The organism is Bartonella tamiae Th239, from assembly GCF_000278275.1.
Taxonomy (GTDB): Bacteria; Pseudomonadota; Alphaproteobacteria; order Rhizobiales; family Rhizobiaceae; genus Bartonella; species Bartonella tamiae.
In genome coordinates this window covers 1119363-1137321 of record NZ_JH725147.1, presented here as the reverse complement: position 1 = coordinate 1137321, position 17959 = coordinate 1119363, and the positions used below count along the sequence as shown (strand labels likewise).

Genomic DNA, 17959 nt, shown 5'->3' with positions numbered 1-17959 from the left:
CATTACATCACCCATCCTCCCCTCCCCTTGTTCTCATATGTTTATGCTCTATGTTTTTTAAAGTTTTTAGTTTTAAAGCCTGTTGCTGGGGCAATCAGCAGGCATCATAAATGATGGATCATGTTGATGCTTGAAATCGATGCCTTTTATCTCAGACAATTCGCTAAGAATGCCGCTTGTGCAGAAAAAATCGGATTGACTGATGATCTTGCCTTATTAAAAGAGCTCGGTCTTTTTACAGCTTGCTTGCCTCTTCACTATGGTGGAAAAAATTTTGCAAGACCCCATGATGACACAACAACACAAATCATATTTAAAATTTTACGACAATTAGGACAAGTAAATTTATCACTTGCCCGCCTTTTTGAAGGTCATCTTAACGCGATCCGCTTAATTGATTTATATGCCGCACAATCTTTACGTGAAAAGATATTCAACGAAGTTTCAAAAGGCGCACTATTAGGCGTTTGGGGAGCCGATCATATAAAAAAACCTTTGTATTTTTATCATGACACAAAAAATCGCATAAGACTCATTGGTGCAAAGCGTTTTGCTTCAGGATTAGGAAATATTGATTACGCATTGGTGACATTACGCTGTACAAAAAATGATCCTGATCAGATGTCTATTCTAAATGTCCAAGATCAAACACGACAAAAAACAGAAGAATGGAAAGTCTCTGGGATGCGTGCAACCTTCTCAGGTGTCTATGACTTTAGCGATCTGATCATTGACCCAAGTCACTTTATTGGTAAGGAAGGCGACTTGCAATTGGAGCCGCATTTCCAAGGGGGGATATGGCGCTATTGTGTTGCACATTTAGGAGGAGCAGAATCCATTCTCCAAGAATGGCAAACTCTTTTAAAACTCAGAAATCGTTTAAATAATCCTTTTCAATTATCTAGACTAGCGCAGGCTTATACTTTAGTTCTTGGACTGGCTGCTTTTTTATCGAAAGTTGCCAGTTTGGTAGAAAAAGCATCGGACAACAAAACAAAAAAACTTATTGACGATGCCGTTTTAGCCGCTCTTCTTGCGCGAGAAAACACAGAGAATGTCTGTGTAAATATTCTTAACCTTTGCGAAAAATCTTTGGGTATGGAAGCCTATCAAGAACACAGCGCACTTGAAAGAATGAGACGTGATTTATCCTTATTTATCCGCCAAGCTGCCCCTGACGCCAAACTGCTAGAAAGCGCTAACCGACTTATTGAACGAAAAGGAGATCTTTTATGGTAACGCCGCTTAAAAAAGGTAGCCTCTTTCAGATGCCTTGTCATCACATCCATCTTAAAGACATAACCCGAGGAAATCGACTTCTTGTACTTGCCCCTCATCCTGATGACGAAGCTTTGGGATGTGGCGGTGGTATCGCTGCAGCTTGCGCAGCAGGAATGAATGTTGATATTATTTGTATAACGGATGGAAGCCACTCTCATAAAAATTCTCTTCATTGGCCAAAAGATAAATTGGTTACATTACGCGCAAATGAATTTTTCAAATCAACCTTCATATTAAGCAATGGATTGGCGCGTAATTTTATGTTGAATTATGAAGATCAAAACAGCCCCAATTTAATCTCAGAAATAGAACTTGCAGCCATGCATATAAAAAAACGTTTGGCACCATTTTATCCCACAACGATTTGGTCCAGTTGGATAGGAGATCCGCATATAGATCATCAAAACACCGCTCATCTTGCCTATGCATTAAAACGTTTATTTTCTGATTCAGTATTATTTTTTTATACTGTTTGGGGACGTTTTATTGAAACTGATTTATTAAAAGAAAAAAAGGTTTTAAAATTGAACACAAAGCCATACCAAAAAATCAAAGAAAAAGCTGTCATGGCACATCGCTCACAAATGACAAGGCTTATTGACGATGATCCAGATGGCTTTGTCATGAGTGAGCAAACACGTCAGCATTTCATTTCAGAAGATGAATATTTTTTGGAGGCAGATCGTGAATATCGCGCGTTTTGAAAAACTTTATCAAACACAAAGAGATCCATGGAATTATTGTTTTTCACCCTATGAACAAGAAAAATACGCCCGAACGCTCAAAGCCTTGCCTAAAATTCATTATAAAAATGCTCTTGAAATAGGCTGTTCCATTGGTGTCCTTACACGTCGATTATCAACACGCTGTCAGCATATTACAGGTATTGATTGCGCGCCTACGGCTTTAATGCACGCGCGAGACCATTGCAAAAATATGGAGAATATATCTTTTAAACAGGCATTCTTGCCAGATGAATGGCCAGATGGGCACTATGATCTCATTATCTTTTCAGAAATACTTTATTATCTTCCAAAAGATAGCATAGAAATTCTCGCGCGCAAAACAGCTATAACCCTTTCTTTAGGGGGCGATTGCATTTGCGTCAATTACAGAAAGCCAATGACAGAGATTATGCAAGGTGATGAAGCTGCTATGACTTTCAATCAAGCATTTTATACAGATTCTGCTTTTTGCCAACCAATAACAGTCGAAACAGAAAATTATCGTATTGATATCCTTAATCTTGAAGATTAAAATAAAGATGACAATAATATTATTGCCAAGGTCAGACTTAAGGATGAACAATTGACACAGAGTATTTCCACAATTTCCTATGAAGAATTGTTAGGATTTTTTGATTGCGCTGGTGTCGATAGAGCAATAAGTGAAGAACCAATCAATCGCTTTGCTCAATCAGAATTGTTGGAACAAGAACTAAAGCCTGCTTTTCAACGTGAAACCAAAAAATCAAATAAACATTATACCAATAAGGTTGATGATACAAACACCAATTTTATCAATACGCAGACAAATAGTGGCGCATTTAAAACAACTTTAGAGCTTGCGCAAAGCGCAAAATCGCTTGAAGAGCTGCATCAATACATACAAAATTTTGACCGTATCACACTCAAGCTCACCGCCAAAAATACTTGTATTTTTGATGGTAATCCGCAAAGTAGCATAATGATTATTGGTGACACTCCCGGACGAGAAGAAGATAAAGAAGGCGTACCCTTTGTTGGACGTTCAGGGCAATTGCTCAATCGCATTTTGGAAGCAATCGGTTATTCACGTAAGACATGCTATATCACCAATATTATTCCATGGCGTCCTCCTGGTAATCGCAGACCAACATTATTAGAAATAGAACAATGTCGTCCATTCATCGAAAAGCAAATTGCGTTTATTAAACCCCAAATTTTGGTTGCATTAGGAGATTTGGCCACACATGTTCTCACTGGTACAAATCAGGGGATAATACGCTCTCGGGGAAAATGGTTGGAACATATCAGTGAAAACAAACATGTGATCCCCGTAATGCCCACTTTTCATCCAGACTATATTTTGAAAACACCAAGCCAAAAGAAGCTTGTCTGGAAAGATTTTTTAACAATTTTAAAAGCTCTAAAAGCTGAAAGTTCTTAAATCTTTATTATTATAAGCTGCTATTTTTCAATACATTCTATTACAATGGTGAAAAGTGTATTTTATTGGCCCCTCAAACGGCTCAGATAAGATTCACGCAAAATAATAAAAATACCTGCGCCAATAACAAGGTTTGCGCCAAACAACATTGTAAATGTAGGGATTTCATGAAAAAAAACATATCCCGTCAATAAGGCCAATATGATTGAACTATATTCAAATGGTGCTACAATGGAAGCTTCAGCGTAACGATAACTTTGGGTCATAAATATTTGAGCGATTCCACCAAAAATTCCAGCAGAAATTAACATTAAACTTTGATAAAAGTCAGGCCAAACCCATCCAAAGGGAAGTGTAATAAGAGAAAGAACACTAGACGTTATCATAAAATAAAGCGCAATTGTTGCGGTTTTTTCAGTAAATACAAGCTTACGCACCAAAAGCATCGCAATAGCTGCCATAAAAGCAGCGCATAAAGCTGAAAGTGCTCCAATGGAAGCCCCGATATCGACTTTATCACTGCCGAAAACAGTTAATCTTGGCCAAAGTATAATTAAAACACCAACAAGACCAATTGTTACGGCACTCCAGCGGTAAGCACGTATTTTTTCACCTAAAAAGAGTGCTGATAAAATAGTTAGAATAAGAGGTTCTCCATAATTAATAGCAATGGTCTCTGGCAATGGCAATAATGTCAGAGCATAAAAGCTAAAAAACATGGCAAATGTTCCAACCATACCACGAAATATATGACCTAATAAGTGACGTGTATAAAATACACCGCGTAATTCTTTCGTAAAAATGACCCATATAAAAATGGGAATGAGACCAAAAAAAGCACGAAAAAAACTTAGCTCTCCAGCGGGCACACCACTTGCTGATTTCAAAAAACTATACATAATGACAAAACACATAACGGATAGAATTTTCATCCAAATGCCAAGCATCACATTGCTACTGGAATGATTAAAGTACATTTTCTCTTTTTTGAACAAAAACTTCCCCGTAAATATTTTGAATGGATCTTTATTTGTGCTTAAATTATATAAATTAACTAGCAAATCTTATATGATTTTCTCCCTATTTGAATTGTAGGATCACACAACGCATAACGACAAAGTGTTTAGTCATAATCGTTATAATTTTGCAATGCAAAACATTGATTATGGAAGCCTTGTTTTTATAGACTTGTAGTGCAATGATTGGGAACAACCTATAATAAGAAAGCAAATAAAATGAGTGCACTATCCCATCCTGTTTTTCGCCTTGAAGACTATCGTCCAACAGAATATGCAATCCCAAAGACTGATTTAGATTTTTCACTTCACCCTACAAAAACACGAGTGCATGCCAAACTTTCAATAACACCTCGTCAAGAAATGATAAAGCCTCAACCCCTTGTGCTTTCAGGTGATGGTTTAAAACTTTTAAACCTATCAATAAATGGGGAAATACTTTCAAAAGACGCCTATCATGCAACAGAAAATACATTAGAAATTTTACATCCACCTAAAGGCGATTTTATAGTTGAAATAACAACAGACTTAGACCCAGAAAAAAATCGACAATTGATGGGACTTTATTTATCCAAAGGGGTTTATTGCACACAATGTGAAGCTGAAGGCTTCCGGCGCATTACATATTTTTATGATCGGCCTGATGTTTTATCTGTCTACACAGTAAGAATTGAAGCTGATAGAAAATCGACACCTATTCTTCTTTCCAACGGAAATCTAATTGAAGAAGGCAAAATTGACGGGGAACGCCATTATGCCATTTGGCACGACCCCTTTCCAAAGCCTTCCTATTTATTCGCACTGGTTGGTGGTAACCTTGACTGTTTGTCTGATAACTTTGAAACAGCTTCTGGTCGTAATGTAAAACTAGGCATATATGTCGAAAAGGGAAAAAAAGATCGTGCAAACTTTGCAATGCACGCATTGAAGCGCTCTATGCGCTGGGATGAAGAACGATTTGGACGAGAATATGATTTGGATATTTTCAACATCGTTGCAGTTTCAGATTTTAATATGGGTGCAATGGAGAATAAGGGCCTTAATATTTTTAATGATAAATATATTTTAGCCGATCAGGAAACGGCAACGGATTCAGATTATGCTGCTATTGAGCGTGTGATTGCTCATGAATATTTTCATAATTGGACGGGTGACCGTATCACATGTCGCGACTGGTTTCAGCTTTGTCTGAAAGAAGGTTTGACAGTGTATCGCGATCAGGAGTTTTCTTCTGATCAACGTTCCCGCGCTGTCCATCGCATAAGCGATGTTCGAATGTTAAAAGCTGCACAATTTCCTGAAGATGCAGGCCCTTTAGCGCATGCCGTAAGACCACGCCAATATAGTGAAATCAATAATTTTTACACAACAACGATTTATGAAAAAGGCGCAGAAATTGTGCGCATGGTGCATACAATTTTAGGTGAAACACTTTTTCGCAAAGGCATGGATCTTTATTTTGAACGTCATGATGGACAAGCCTGTACGATCGAGGATTTTATTACATGTTTTTCAGATGTTTCTTTGCGCGATTTCACACAATTTATGCTCTGGTATGAACAGGCAGGAACGCCTTTCGTCACAGTTAATACGCATTTTGAAAATGACACTTTAACACTTGAATGCACACAGTCGCTTGCCCAAACGCCCGGACAAAAAGAAAAAAAGCCCATGGCTATTCCAATCAGCTTCGGACTTTTAGGCAAAGACGGCAAAGAATTGGAGTATCGCAGTGATAACCAAATCCAAAACAACACGATTATTCTTTCTCAAGAAAAGCAAACTTTTCGTTTCACGCATTTAAAAGAAAAACCTGTTTTATCTTTATTGCGCAATTTTTCTGCACCAATAAATATACAAAGCACCCTCGATGAAGACGCACTTATTTTTCTTGCACAATTTGACAAAGATCTCGTTAATCGTTGGCAATCCATTAACACGTTATTAACGCGCAGTTTATGTGATTATAGTCAACGCCAAGACATCAACAGCATTCAAATGCCGGAAAAACTTGTTCATCTTATACAATCTCTTATTGTCGATGATCAATTAGAATCGGATTTTATTGCTCTTTGCTTACAATTACCAACAGAAGGAGAAATTGCTCGTCTTCTTGGTTTTAATATTGATCCAGATCGTATTTATCAAGTCAGGCAAAGATTTATAAACTCTCTGGCACAACAGTTAAAACCGCACTTTATTTCTCTCTATGAAAGTTTACAAGATACCAATCCATTTACACCGAATGCGTATCAAGCAGGAAAAAGAGCCCTTAAAAACGTCGTTCTTGATTATATATCTATAGCAGATAACACACCAGATTATGCTTTTAGACAATTTAGGACCGCTGATAATATGACTGACCGAATGGGAGCGTTTACAGTTCTCCTTCATCGTTTTTTTAACAATGAGCAAAGCCAAAAAGCGCTTCATGAATTTGAAGAGCGCTACCATAATGATGCACTCGTTATGGATAAGTGGTTTAGTGTTCAAGCGACAATAGCTGGCTATAAAACGTTAGATCATGTTCGTCAGCTTATGAAGCATCGTGCCTTTTCACTTGATAATCCTAATCGCATACGTGCTCTTATCGGTACTTTTTGTGGTGCTAATCCAACAGGATTTAACCGCATTGATGGTAAAGGATATGATTTTTTAGTTGAAATGATCTTAAAAATTGATCCTAAAAATTCTCAAATTGCTTCACGTCTTTTAACAATCGCGCGCTCATGGCGTCAACTTGAACCAACACGAAGAGAAAAATTTAAACAAGCACTTGAGCATATCGCACGACAGCCACAACTTTCGACAGATGTCAAAGATATCATTACGCGCATTTTAGCCTGATTAAATCGCGCGAAAATTACCTTAAAAAAATATGAACCTATGAGAATGATTTATAAAAATAATTGACGAATTCTTGCGCATTAAATGCCTATTAAGTGTTTTATTTTACACTATTGGAATGAAAATTAAGTTTTTGTTAAAAAAAAGCTGGACAGAACGAATCAGTTTTGATTCATTGCCCTTGTTCGGGTGTTTTGCGTACCGAATCAGTTATCTGATTTTTGCATCAAATTTAGAGGGAGCCAGAAATGGCACATTTGGACGCGGTTGACGCGCCCACAGGGGCGTTTGTTGATTCAAAGCCTTTCGCCAAAAAGCGAAAAGGCCGTTCCGCGCATGTCGATCTTCTTTCAGACCCGACCTATCGTAGGCTATTAGTTGTTGAGCCATGGTTGCGGCGTTCTATCCCCATTCTCATTCTTATCTTTTTGGTCGTTTTAGCCGCAACACGAATGGTGGCGCTTTATGAATGGCGCCAAAATATTGATGCATCCACAAGATCGGCTTTATCACTCGCGACAGGTCATATTGGAAGTTCGGTTGATCGTATTTACTATTCACAACATCAACAAAACAAAAATAGCGTTATTGATGCAAATGTATTGCAAAATATTCTTATCGATTTTCGTACACGTAGCCTCATTGATAATGCGGCTCGCATTGCTATTATTGATGAGCATGGCATTGTTGTTGCCGCATCAGGAATGGAACCATTGCTTGGTCGAGATCTTAGTGAAGCGGTAAAAGACATTCAAACCTTAATGGTTATGGGACGCAATGCTGGTGTTATGCGCGTTCAATTATATGGTGAAACTGCACTTGCCTCATTGGATAATGCTGGTCAAAACAAATATGGTATATTTGTCGTTGAAACAAATGAACAAATGTATCTTGAATGGCGCAAAACAGTTTCTCTTAATATTACTTTGTTTGCTGGTACAGTAGGTGTGATGTTGGCTATACTCTTTGCTTATTATAGCCAAGCTGCACGAGCAAGAGATACTGATAAAATATCAGAAAAAATACAAAATCGTATTGATATGGCGATGATGCGCGGACGCTGTGGCCTTTGGGATTGGAATATGGCAAGCGGTCGGGTTTATTGGTCACGATCCATGTATGAAATGCTTGGATTTAAACCACAAGATGCGCTTTTATCGATTTCTCAAATCACAGAAATTATCAATCCGAATGATGCTGATCTATATGATCTTGCTCGCGGCTTGTTAGAAGGTGAAAACGATCATATTGATATTAATGTCCCCATGCGTCATGCGAATGGATATAATGTTTGGATGCGCATTCGAGCTGAGATTGACGATGGTGAAGAACCGCATTTGGTGGGAATTTCTTTTGACATAAGCGAACAACAACAGTTTGCAGAAGAAACAGCACAAGCAGAACTTCGTATTCGTGATGCCATAGAAAATATTTCTGAATCCTTTGTTCTTTGGGATTCAGAAGAACGCCTTGTCATGTCAAACAGTAAATTTCGTGAATATGCAGCTATACCTGATCACTATTTACAGCAAGGTGTACAACGAAAAACCATTGAAGCAATTTCACGTTTTCCACTTCAACAAAATATTATTGAAACTGATGATTCAGGAAATCATACAGCAATCAGCCAAATGGCCGATGGTAGTTGGTTGAAAATTAATGAAAGGCGAACAAAAGATGGTGGTTTTATTTCAGTTGGTACAGATATTTCTGAATTAAAAGAGCAAGAACAACGACTTATGGATAGCGGTAAACGTTTTACCAAGATGATTCAAGAATTAAAACATTCTCGACTAGACACGCAAAAACGCGCAAATGAAATTGCAAAACTCAATGAAAATCTACAGCGTGAAAAAGAACGTGCAGAAAGTGCCAATAAGGCAAAATCCGAATTTCTTGCCAACATGTCTCATGAATTACGCACACCACTCAATGCTATTATTGGTTTTTCAGAAATAATGGTTCAGTCCACTTTCGGACCTCTCGGTTCAGAGCGATATCATGAATATATGAACGATATTCATAATTCTGGTAAACATTTACTAAATCTTATCAATGATATACTGGATATGTCGAAGATTGAGGCTGGACGGTTTATGCTTGATCGTAAAAAAACAGATCTTGCTCCTATTATCTCAGAAGCTCTTCGCACTTTGGCACCTCAAGCACGTGAAAAATCGATTTCCATTCATAGTGAAATAGCTTCCAATCTTCATGGCGAAATTGATCAACGTGCCATACTTCAGGTTATTTTAAATCTCTTATCCAATGCGATTAAATTTACACCATCAGGTGGAAAAGTCGATGTGATCAGTTATCAAGAAGACAATCATCTTCTTTGCATCATAAAAGATAATGGAGTAGGTATTCCACAATCTGAAATCGAAAAACTTGGTCATCCATTTGAACAGGTTGAAAATCAATTCACCAAAACGCATGAAGGCTCAGGTTTAGGATTGGCTATTTCGCGTTCTTTTGTTGAGTTGCATAATGGGACATTTCATATTGCGTCTGTTGAAGGCAAAGGTACGACTCTCACCGTTAAATTACCAATCAAACAAATTTAAAAAACGCGTTCACTTTCAGGTTTTTGTTCACGATCTAATAATATTTTTTTACGCACATTTCCCCATCGATATCCAGAAATATCGCCATTGTTATGCAACACTCTATGACAAGGCACCACGACTGCTAAATGATTTGCAGCGCAAGCATTTGCCACAGCACGCGATGCTTTTGAGTTGCCAATTTTTTCCGCAAGTTTTTGATAACTTATTGTCTCACCGGTTTTTAACTTAGATAAAACATGCCAAACTTTCATTTGAAAATCAGTTCCGTCCATCTCGAGTTGAAACTTGTGAGGATTTTTTTGTGGCGCTTCAATACTTGAAACAATTTTTTCAATATCATGATTGAGTTCTAAATCATTAGGGCATAAACATATTCTGGTATTATATTTTTTAAAAAATAATGACGATTGTTGATCATCAATAAAGTCAACATAACAAAGACCTTTAGAAGACCTTGCAACTAAGATCGTGCCAAGTGAGGTTATTTGATAAGAAAATACAATCAAAATTCAGTTCTTTATCATGGATAATATACTTGACGCTTTTAGTTTTATTTCATATCAATCATCAAAAGATTATAGATTATCAACACATCAAAATAATGTGTAAATTCTATTATAAACGATCGCTTCCTTATTCTATAAACTTCACGTGGTTTTCACTAAAATTTGTTGAAAAACAGAACGGACAGTCGCTGCTTTTTCCTGAATCAAACTTTCTACACGCGCCAAATCCGGTTCTCCAGCTTTTTTTTGAAGTAAGTCTAACAAACCAGAAGGCATTGATTGGGTTTCGGTTATTTCATTTAAACACAATCTCAGCAATTGCGTGAGATCTGTAAAAAAACGATAAATTTGAGATAATTCACTTATCGATCTTTCCTTTTCATCAATCGAAGAAAAATTTTTCAATGACTCGAAAGTCGACTGCCCTATAGTGAAAGATATTTCTTTTGTAAGAATGAAATATTGAGCAATAAATTCTAGATCAATTAAACCACCAGGAATGAGTTTAAGATCCCATTGGTTCAATGGTGGCTTTTCACGTTCAATTAACGCACGCATTTTTATCACTTCCTCAGCAATTTCATCTTTATTGTGCCTTTGACCAAGAATTGCTAAAATATCTTTTTCTAATTCTCCTTTCAGTGATAGATCCCCCGCAATCACTCGTCCACGCGTTAAAGCAAGATGCTCCCAGACCCAAGCGTCATGACGTTGATATTTGCTAAAAGCATCGAAAGAAACGGCGACTGGTCCTTTATTACCTGAAGGGCGCAGCCTTAAATCCACTTGGTAAAGAATACCTTCAGCTGTAGGTGCTGAAAGTGCTGCAATAAGTCTTTGAGTTAAACGAGTGTAATATTGTGTAATATAAAGAGGTTTATTGCCATTTGACATTTCACATGCTTTATCAAAATCATAAAGTAATATAAGATCAACATCAGAACTTGCTGTCATTTCATGAGAGCCAAGCTTGCCCATTCCAAATATAACAATGCGCCCATCTTTTATGATACCATGGTTATGTATAAATTCTTCTTCTACCGCTTTGAGTGTATTGATAATCATAAGATCAGCAAGATCGCTAAAAGCACGCCCTGCACTCACACCATCAATGACACCTGTTAACAATCTCGCCCCAATATAAAAGCGTTGTTCATCAGCAAAAATACGAAGTTGATCTAAAATATCTTCATAACGTGTAGCAGGAACCAAGAAATTTTCGAGCCGATTTTGCAAATAATCATTTACTGGAATATCTGTTAAAATTGTTGGATCTAATAATGCATCAAAAATATGTGGTCTGCGCGTAATACTTTCAGCCAAGCGTGGCGCCGCACTCATAATTGTGACACATAAATTTAACAAATAGGGATTGGATTGTAAGAGACTAAAAAGCTGCACCCCACTGGGCAGACCCTGCAAAAAACGATCAAAACGCATGAAAGCTTCATCTGCACGCTTTGATGCGCCAAAAGTCTTTAAAATTAAGGGAATAAGCTCTGTTAATTTTGCACGCGCTTTTGATGATTGTGTCACACGATAACGACCAAAATGCCATGTGCGTACAATCCGGCTAATATCATGAGGCCGATCAAAACCAAGGCGCGCTAATGTTTTTAAGCTTTCTGGATCATCCCCATCTCCAGTAAAAACAAGGTTTCCATCATCAATACCCAATTCGTTTTCAGTTTCAAACAAAGCAGCATAATGTGTTTCAATGTTTCTTAAAGCATCCAAAAAGTCTTTTTTAAAACTTTCCTCGTTTGAATATCCCATCAAACGAACAATACTTAAAAGGTGTTCATCTTCTTCAGGTAAAATATGGCTGGGTTCATCTGCAAGCATCTGGATACGATGTTCAACATTCCGCAAAAACCAATATTTTTCAATTAAAATATCACGGTCTGTTTTTTTTAACCAATCAAGCGTAACAAGTTCGTTTAACATGTCTTCTGTTTTACGGCCTTGTAATTGCGGAAATCGTCCTCCAGCAATGAGTTGTTGGGTTTGTACAAAAAATTCAATTTCACGGATCCCACCGCGTCCTAGTTTAACATTATGACCTTTAACAGCAATTTCACCTAAACCTTTATGCGCATGAATTTGTCGCTTAATTGAATGAACATCTGCTATGGTTGCATAATCAAGGTATTTTCTCCAAATAAATGGGGATAGATCTTTTAAAAATTGTTGCCCTGCATCTATGTCACCTGCAACAGGACGTGCCTTTATCATGGCAGCACGTTCCCAGTTTTGCCCCCTTGCTTCATAATAATGAAGTGCAGCATTTACAGGAATTGCAAGCGGTGTCGCACCTGGATCAGGTCGTAACCGCATATCCACGCGAAAAACATAACCATCGGCTGTTCGTTCTTGCATAATTCGAACCAAACGACGCATCATTTTAGAAAAAAAATCAACACTTTCATAAGGATCGCCAATATGCGATGATGTTTCATCAATAAAAACGATTAAATCAATGTCGGATGAATAATTGAGTTCTTCTGCACCCAATTTTCCCATTCCTAAAACAATCAATCCGCATTGTTTTTCTGGATTATCGTAATCATTCAGAGAAATTTTTCCTCGATCATGGGCTTCACGCAACAAAAATTGCAAAGCCGCATTAAGACTTTTTTCTGCCAAACGACTTAACCATAAGCATGTTATTGCCGGTGTAAAAATGCCACCCAAATCTGCCAAAGCGATGAGGCTATGAGCTTCACGTTTTTTTAGCCGCAAATACGACATAATTTTTGATTCAGTAAGATTTTTAAGCTGATGGCTTTGGGCAATATCATCTAACAATGTTATTAAACGCGTTTCAATATCCATCTCAAGCAAAGGACAAAGATAGTTCGGATTTTTTATCCATGTATCACGTAGAAAAGGTGAAAGTGTTAAAATATTTTTAATTAAGCGAGAAGCTGCCGTTTCTACTGATAAGGCATCTGCTAAATTATTCAATCTGTCATTGCGCGCTTTTTCAATAAGCGCGCCCATCCACTGCTGTCCCTTATCATTTAAAGGCAAAAGCGATTTTAAGTCTTTTGTCCAGAAAATTTCTCGTTTCATTCTGTTTCACTTGAAAAGATGAGTCAAAAAGCACCATTCATTCGTTTAATAATGAAGAGTTTAACAAAGAAAGTAAAAGGATTAATTCATTATTTTGTTTGTTTACGATTAATTTAAGTCATTTATTATATTTAAGCGATGTAGTTTTCATCATTTCAATCTGTTTCAAAAGTTTTTGGAAATTTAAGAATTGCACGCAATCCAGGCGCATTATCATCTAAAATCAATTGACCTCCATGCAGTTTCATCACTGCCTTTGCCATACTTAAACCTATACCAAAACCTGGCAATGTACGACTTTCTTCCAAACGAACAAAACGTTCTGTAACGCGTTCACGATTTTCAAAAGCAATTCCTGGTCCATTATCACTCACAATGACACAGATAAAATGATCTTGGTCGCGCATAGAAAGAGAAACTTTTGCATCATGATGGCCGCTGCCTGCATATTTTATGGCATTATCTAAAAGATTAATAATCGCTTGTGCAAGAAGTTCACGATTAATAAGCAATTCAGCATCAAAGGTTTCACCTAATGTAAACTCAACACCAGCTTCTTCTGCAACGGGTTCGTAAAGTTCAGCCGCATCCTCAACGATAGGACGGGCATTTTTTAGCTGCAATCCTTCAATCGATGCGCTCGCTTCAATACGTGAAATAAGCAAAATAGCATTAAATGTACGTATAAGTTGATCTGATTCCAAAATCACCGCTTCAAGTGCTAAACGATATTCTTGCGGATCGTTTTTTCCTGACAAAACATTTTCTGCGCGATTGCGTAAACGTGTCAAAGGCGTTTTAAGATCATGCGCCACATTATCTGAGACCTGTCTTAAACCTATATTCAGTTCATTAATGCGATCCAGCATGACATTCAAATTTATGGAAAGTCGGTCAAATTCATCGCTTGCGCCAGAAATAGGCAATCGGCTAGAAAAATCTCCCTCCATTATTTTTTTAGATGCGGCGGTCACTTGGTCAATACGATTAAGTGCGCGCCTGCCAATAAAAAACCATATAAACATTGCACCAACCGCCATCGCCGCAAAAGCAATTATCATCGCTTTTCTTATTATGCTTAAAAAACGTTCAGGCTCTCCCAAATCGCGTCCAACAAGTACCTTCATGGCATTAGGAAGGTCAATCACAGCAGCAATAGCTTTATGGTCTATTTGTACGCCACTTTCGCCAAACCTTGTATAAACGAAGGAGCCGTGTATCATACCATTATTATGCAATAAACCCGGTTCAATACTGGCAACATTACCCGCAAGTATGCGGCCTATCGGGTCGGCGACAAGATAAAGGAATGCCCCCGGCTGACGTGATCGCCGATCAATAGTACGCACAAGTAAAGCAATACCACCGCGCTGATAGGCATGTTCAACACTGGCAAGCTCCTCCTTCAAAGCTTGCTCTGTTTGTTGATTAAGCATCGATACTGATAGCGATGTCATATAGAAACCCAATCCTAAAGCAACCAGTCCAAATAATAGGATATAAAGAGCTGAAAGCCTTAAAGCAGTCGTGCGCATCATATTGACAAGGCGCCACATTTTTAACTATCCGAGGCTTTTAACATATAGCCAGCGCCACGTATTGTGTATAAAAGTGGTGTTTCAAAATCTTTTTCGATTTTTGAACGCAATCTTGAAATATGAACATCAATAACGTTGGTTTGAGGATCAAAATGATAATCCCAAACATTTTCTAAAAGCATAGTGCGTGTTACGACACGACCAGCATGACGCATAAGATATTCTAACAAACGAAATTCACGTGGTTGCAAATTAATATCTTTTTGAGCACGACGCGCTGTATGTGCCATACGATCAAGTTCTAAATCACCAACACGATAAACAGTTTCGGCCTCTTTGGGACTTTTTCGCCTTTGCAAAACTTCAATACGTGCCAAAAGTTCTGAAAATGCATAAGGTTTGGTTAAATAATCATCACCACCTGCGCGCAAACCTGTCACGCGATCGTCAACCTGTCCCAATGCTGATAAAATCAATGCTGGTGTTTCATCACCCTTTGCTCGCAAACCTGCAATAACAGAAAGTCCATCACGCTGAGGTAACATGCGATCTACAATTAAGAGATCATAATGCCCATTTTCAGCAAGCGCAAAACCTGTTTCGCCATCACCAGCAATATCAGCCAAATGGCCGACCTCCGACAAAGCTTTTACAAGATAGCGCGCTGCTTCACGATCATCTTCAATGACCAAAATTTTCATCACGCGCTACTCCTCGTTTAAATTTTACTGAAGTTATGGCTTATTTCGCCATAACTTTTTTAAAGATAATTATTCTGGCGCAATCGGTAAAGCAATAAATCGATTTTGATCATTACTATTAACCTGCAGCAAAACAGAACTACGGCCTTCTTTTTGCGCATCCTTTACTGCATCAGTAAAATCACTGGCTTTTTTAACTTCGCGATAATTGACTGCCATTATAATATCGCCAGGGCGCAAACCTTTATCTGCAGCGTCCGAATCTGGATCAACATTGGTAATTACCAAACCAGATCCATCTTCAGACGGTGTTACCGTTAAACCATAATTATCAAATGTTTCAGCTGATCCGCTTTCGCCTGACCGAGTTGTACCATCACTGTCTTTTTCGTCTTGAGGCATGGAACCGATTTTAACTTTAACTTCTTCCTTTTTACCACCGCGCCAAACACTTACTGTTGCCGTTTCATCAGGTTTTATATTGGCAATACGACGGGCGAGATCACGTGCATCGGAAACTGTTTCACCATTGACAGCAATAATTGCATCGCCAGCTTTAATACCTGCTTTTGCAGCGGGGCCATCCATCGGATCTGCTACCATTGCACCTTTTGCTTCTTTAAGACCGATTGAATCAGCAATTTCTTTCGTAACAGGTTGTATTTGCACACCTAGCCAACCGCGTTCAACTGAACCATTTTCAATCAATTGATTGACAACATGCTTAGCAGTAGTTGCAGGAATTGCAAATGCAATACCAACATTACCGCCAGAAGGTGAAAATATCGCAGTGTTTATACCAACGACTTGCCCCGAAAGATTAAATGTTGGTCCACCTGAATTGCCGCGATTAACTGCAGCATCAATTTGTATAAAATCATCATATACACTCGCACCAATGTCACGACCTCGTGCAGATACAATACCAGCTGTTACTGTTCCTCCAAGACCAAAGGGATTACCTACCGCAACAACCCAATCACCCACACGAATTTTTTCATCATTCGCAAAGTCTACATAAGTGAATTTATGTTTTTCATCATCCACTTTTAATACCGCCAAATCGGTACGCGGATCCTTTCCAACAAGTTTCGCATCTAACTCAGTACCATCATCTAAAACAACAGAATATGCTGTACCATCAGAAACAACATGATTATTGGTCACAATATAACCATCCTCAGATATAAAGAAACCAGAACCTTGCGCAACAGGACGTGGTCGTGAACGTTGATTGGGTCTATCTTTTGGTTTACTGCGTTCTTCAAAATCTTTAAAAAAACGTTTTAATGGATGTCCATCTGGCAATTGATCAATGCCTGAACCGCCAAAAAATCCTGTAAATCCACTTTCTTCATTTTGTTTATCGCTTTTGACTTGAACAGAAACAACAGCTGGCTTTACTTCAGAAACTACATTAGCAAAACCTGGTTGCTGATCACCTTCGACAAAAACAGGTTTTGCTTGCGCTATTTGAAAAGAAACGCCAGGTACAGTTAACATCATAGTTCCAGCCAATGCTGTTGTTAAAGCAACTGTTGCTAAGCTTTTGCGAAACGTTGCTGTTGTCATTTTAAAACTCCTTGTTTTATGCGTTTTTCGCATCATAAGCATACAAATAAGATAGTCTACCTTACCGTCTCCTGTCTAAATGGTTAAAGTTTTGTAAGGTCAGCATAATCGTTCAGCTTTAAGCCTTCTTCATTATAAAATGAACATTATAGATTTCTTGAAAATCATAACTGAACACTTCGTTTCTTAGAGAAAGAGATAAAATCAATCATCAATGTTTCCCGCTTCGTCTTACCTGCGTAATAAATTTTCCAGTTTTTTTTCTTCATCTTCAGTAAGTGGAGCACGTTTTTGACTATTACGTCTTTTAACACGCCAAACAATTATACTGAATGCAACACCAATAATAATAACAGGAGCGCCCCAAAGAAGAAAAGTTTCACGGTTTAAACGCGGCTTTAGAAGAACGAACTCACCATAACGCTCAACCATAAAATTAAGAACTTGTTTGTCAGTATCGCCTTCTACAAGACGCTCTCTTACAAGCAAACGTATATCGCGCGCAAGCGGTGCATTTGAATCATCAATAGATTCATTTTGACAAACAAGACATCTTAAATGAGACGAAATATCCCGCGCACGTTTTTCTAATACCGGATTATCCAATATTTCATCTGGTTGAACGGCTAAAACAGGTAAGTGCAAAGCAAATATAAAAATAACAATCCATGAAATAAAACGCTGTAAGCCCATGATTTTCAGCTT

13 protein-coding genes are annotated in these 17959 nt (G+C 38.0%); 6 read left to right on the top strand and 7 right to left on the bottom strand.

Features of this window, described 5'->3' with window-relative positions; all coding sequences use genetic code 11:
• Positions 1-126 precede the first annotated feature (126 nt).
• Genes ME5_RS05035 through ME5_RS05020 form a run of 4 tightly spaced genes read left to right on the top strand, consistent with a single transcriptional unit; the run spans position 127 to position 3429 of the window.
• Positions 127-1239: an acyl-CoA dehydrogenase family protein gene (locus tag ME5_RS05035; protein WP_008039026.1), complete on the top strand. Its 1113-nt coding sequence runs from the start codon at positions 127-129 to the stop codon at positions 1237-1239.
• Positions 1233-1985, top strand: a complete 753-nt coding sequence (locus ME5_RS05030) for a PIG-L deacetylase family protein (RefSeq protein ID WP_008039024.1) — start codon at positions 1233-1235, stop codon at positions 1983-1985. Before ME5_RS05035 ends, ME5_RS05030 begins: the two co-directional genes overlap by 7 nt.
• Positions 1966-2538: an SAM-dependent methyltransferase gene (locus ME5_RS05025; protein WP_008039023.1), complete on the top strand. Its 573-nt coding sequence runs from the start codon at positions 1966-1968 to the stop codon at positions 2536-2538. The genes ME5_RS05030 and ME5_RS05025 overlap by 20 nt, the downstream gene beginning before the upstream one ends.
• Before the next feature lie 51 nt (positions 2539-2589).
• Entirely contained in the window at positions 2590-3429 is an 840-nt protein-coding gene (locus tag ME5_RS05020; protein WP_008039021.1) for a uracil-DNA glycosylase, read from the top strand.
• A 62-nt stretch (positions 3430-3491) separates the two neighbouring features.
• Here ME5_RS05020 and ME5_RS05015 read toward each other — a convergent pair whose 3' ends face one another.
• Positions 3492-4376, bottom strand: coding sequence for a DMT family transporter (locus ME5_RS05015; RefSeq protein ID WP_008039020.1), 885 nt, complete (start codon positions 4374-4376; stop codon positions 3492-3494).
• A gap of 288 nt (positions 4377-4664) precedes the next feature.
• Here ME5_RS05015 and pepN point away from each other — a divergent pair, with 288 nt between their 5' ends.
• Together pepN and ME5_RS05005 are read left to right on the top strand one after the other, a co-directional pair.
• Positions 4665-7292, top strand: coding sequence for an aminopeptidase N (gene pepN, locus ME5_RS05010; protein ID WP_008039019.1), 2628 nt, complete (start codon positions 4665-4667; stop codon positions 7290-7292).
• Between the two features lie 248 nt (positions 7293-7540).
• Positions 7541-9859 carry a sensor histidine kinase gene (locus tag ME5_RS05005; RefSeq protein WP_008039018.1) on the top strand — a complete coding sequence of 773 codons (2319 nt, stop codon included), beginning with the start codon at positions 7541-7543 and terminating at the stop codon, positions 9857-9859.
• On the opposite strand, the gene ME5_RS05000 is transcribed toward ME5_RS05005, so the two are convergent.
• The 6 genes from ME5_RS05000 to ME5_RS04975 all read right to left on the bottom strand — a co-directional run bounded on the left by ME5_RS05000 (position 9856) and on the right by ME5_RS04975 (position 17947).
• On the bottom strand, positions 9856-10368 hold the full coding sequence (locus ME5_RS05000; protein WP_008039017.1) for a methylated-DNA--[protein]-cysteine S-methyltransferase: 513 nt from the start codon (positions 10366-10368) through the stop codon (positions 9856-9858). The two genes, ME5_RS05005 and ME5_RS05000, sit on opposite strands and share 4 nt — an antisense overlap.
• A gap of 141 nt (positions 10369-10509) precedes the next feature.
• Complete coding sequence (locus ME5_RS04995; RefSeq protein ID WP_196793520.1) at positions 10510-13443, bottom strand: bifunctional [glutamine synthetase] adenylyltransferase/[glutamine synthetase]-adenylyl-L-tyrosine phosphorylase; 2934 nt, start codon at positions 13441-13443, stop codon at positions 10510-10512.
• Positions 13444-13598: 155 nt separating this feature from the next.
• Entirely contained in the window at positions 13599-14999 is a 1401-nt protein-coding gene (locus tag ME5_RS04990) for a sensor histidine kinase (RefSeq protein WP_008039015.1), read from the bottom strand.
• Between the two features lie 2 nt (positions 15000-15001).
• The gene (locus ME5_RS04985; RefSeq protein ID WP_008039014.1) at positions 15002-15682 is read right to left on the bottom strand and encodes a response regulator transcription factor; all 681 of its coding nucleotides are present in this window, start codon (positions 15680-15682) and stop codon (positions 15002-15004) included.
• A 69-nt stretch (positions 15683-15751) separates the two neighbouring features.
• Positions 15752-17254 (bottom strand): Do family serine endopeptidase, encoded by a 1503-nt coding sequence (locus ME5_RS04980; RefSeq protein ID WP_008039012.1) that lies wholly within the window; start codon positions 17252-17254, stop codon positions 15752-15754.
• Between the two features lie 231 nt (positions 17255-17485).
• Complete coding sequence (locus ME5_RS04975; protein ID WP_008039010.1) at positions 17486-17947, bottom strand: cytochrome c-type biogenesis protein; 462 nt, start codon at positions 17945-17947, stop codon at positions 17486-17488.
• Between the last annotated feature and the right edge of the window lie 12 nt (positions 17948-17959).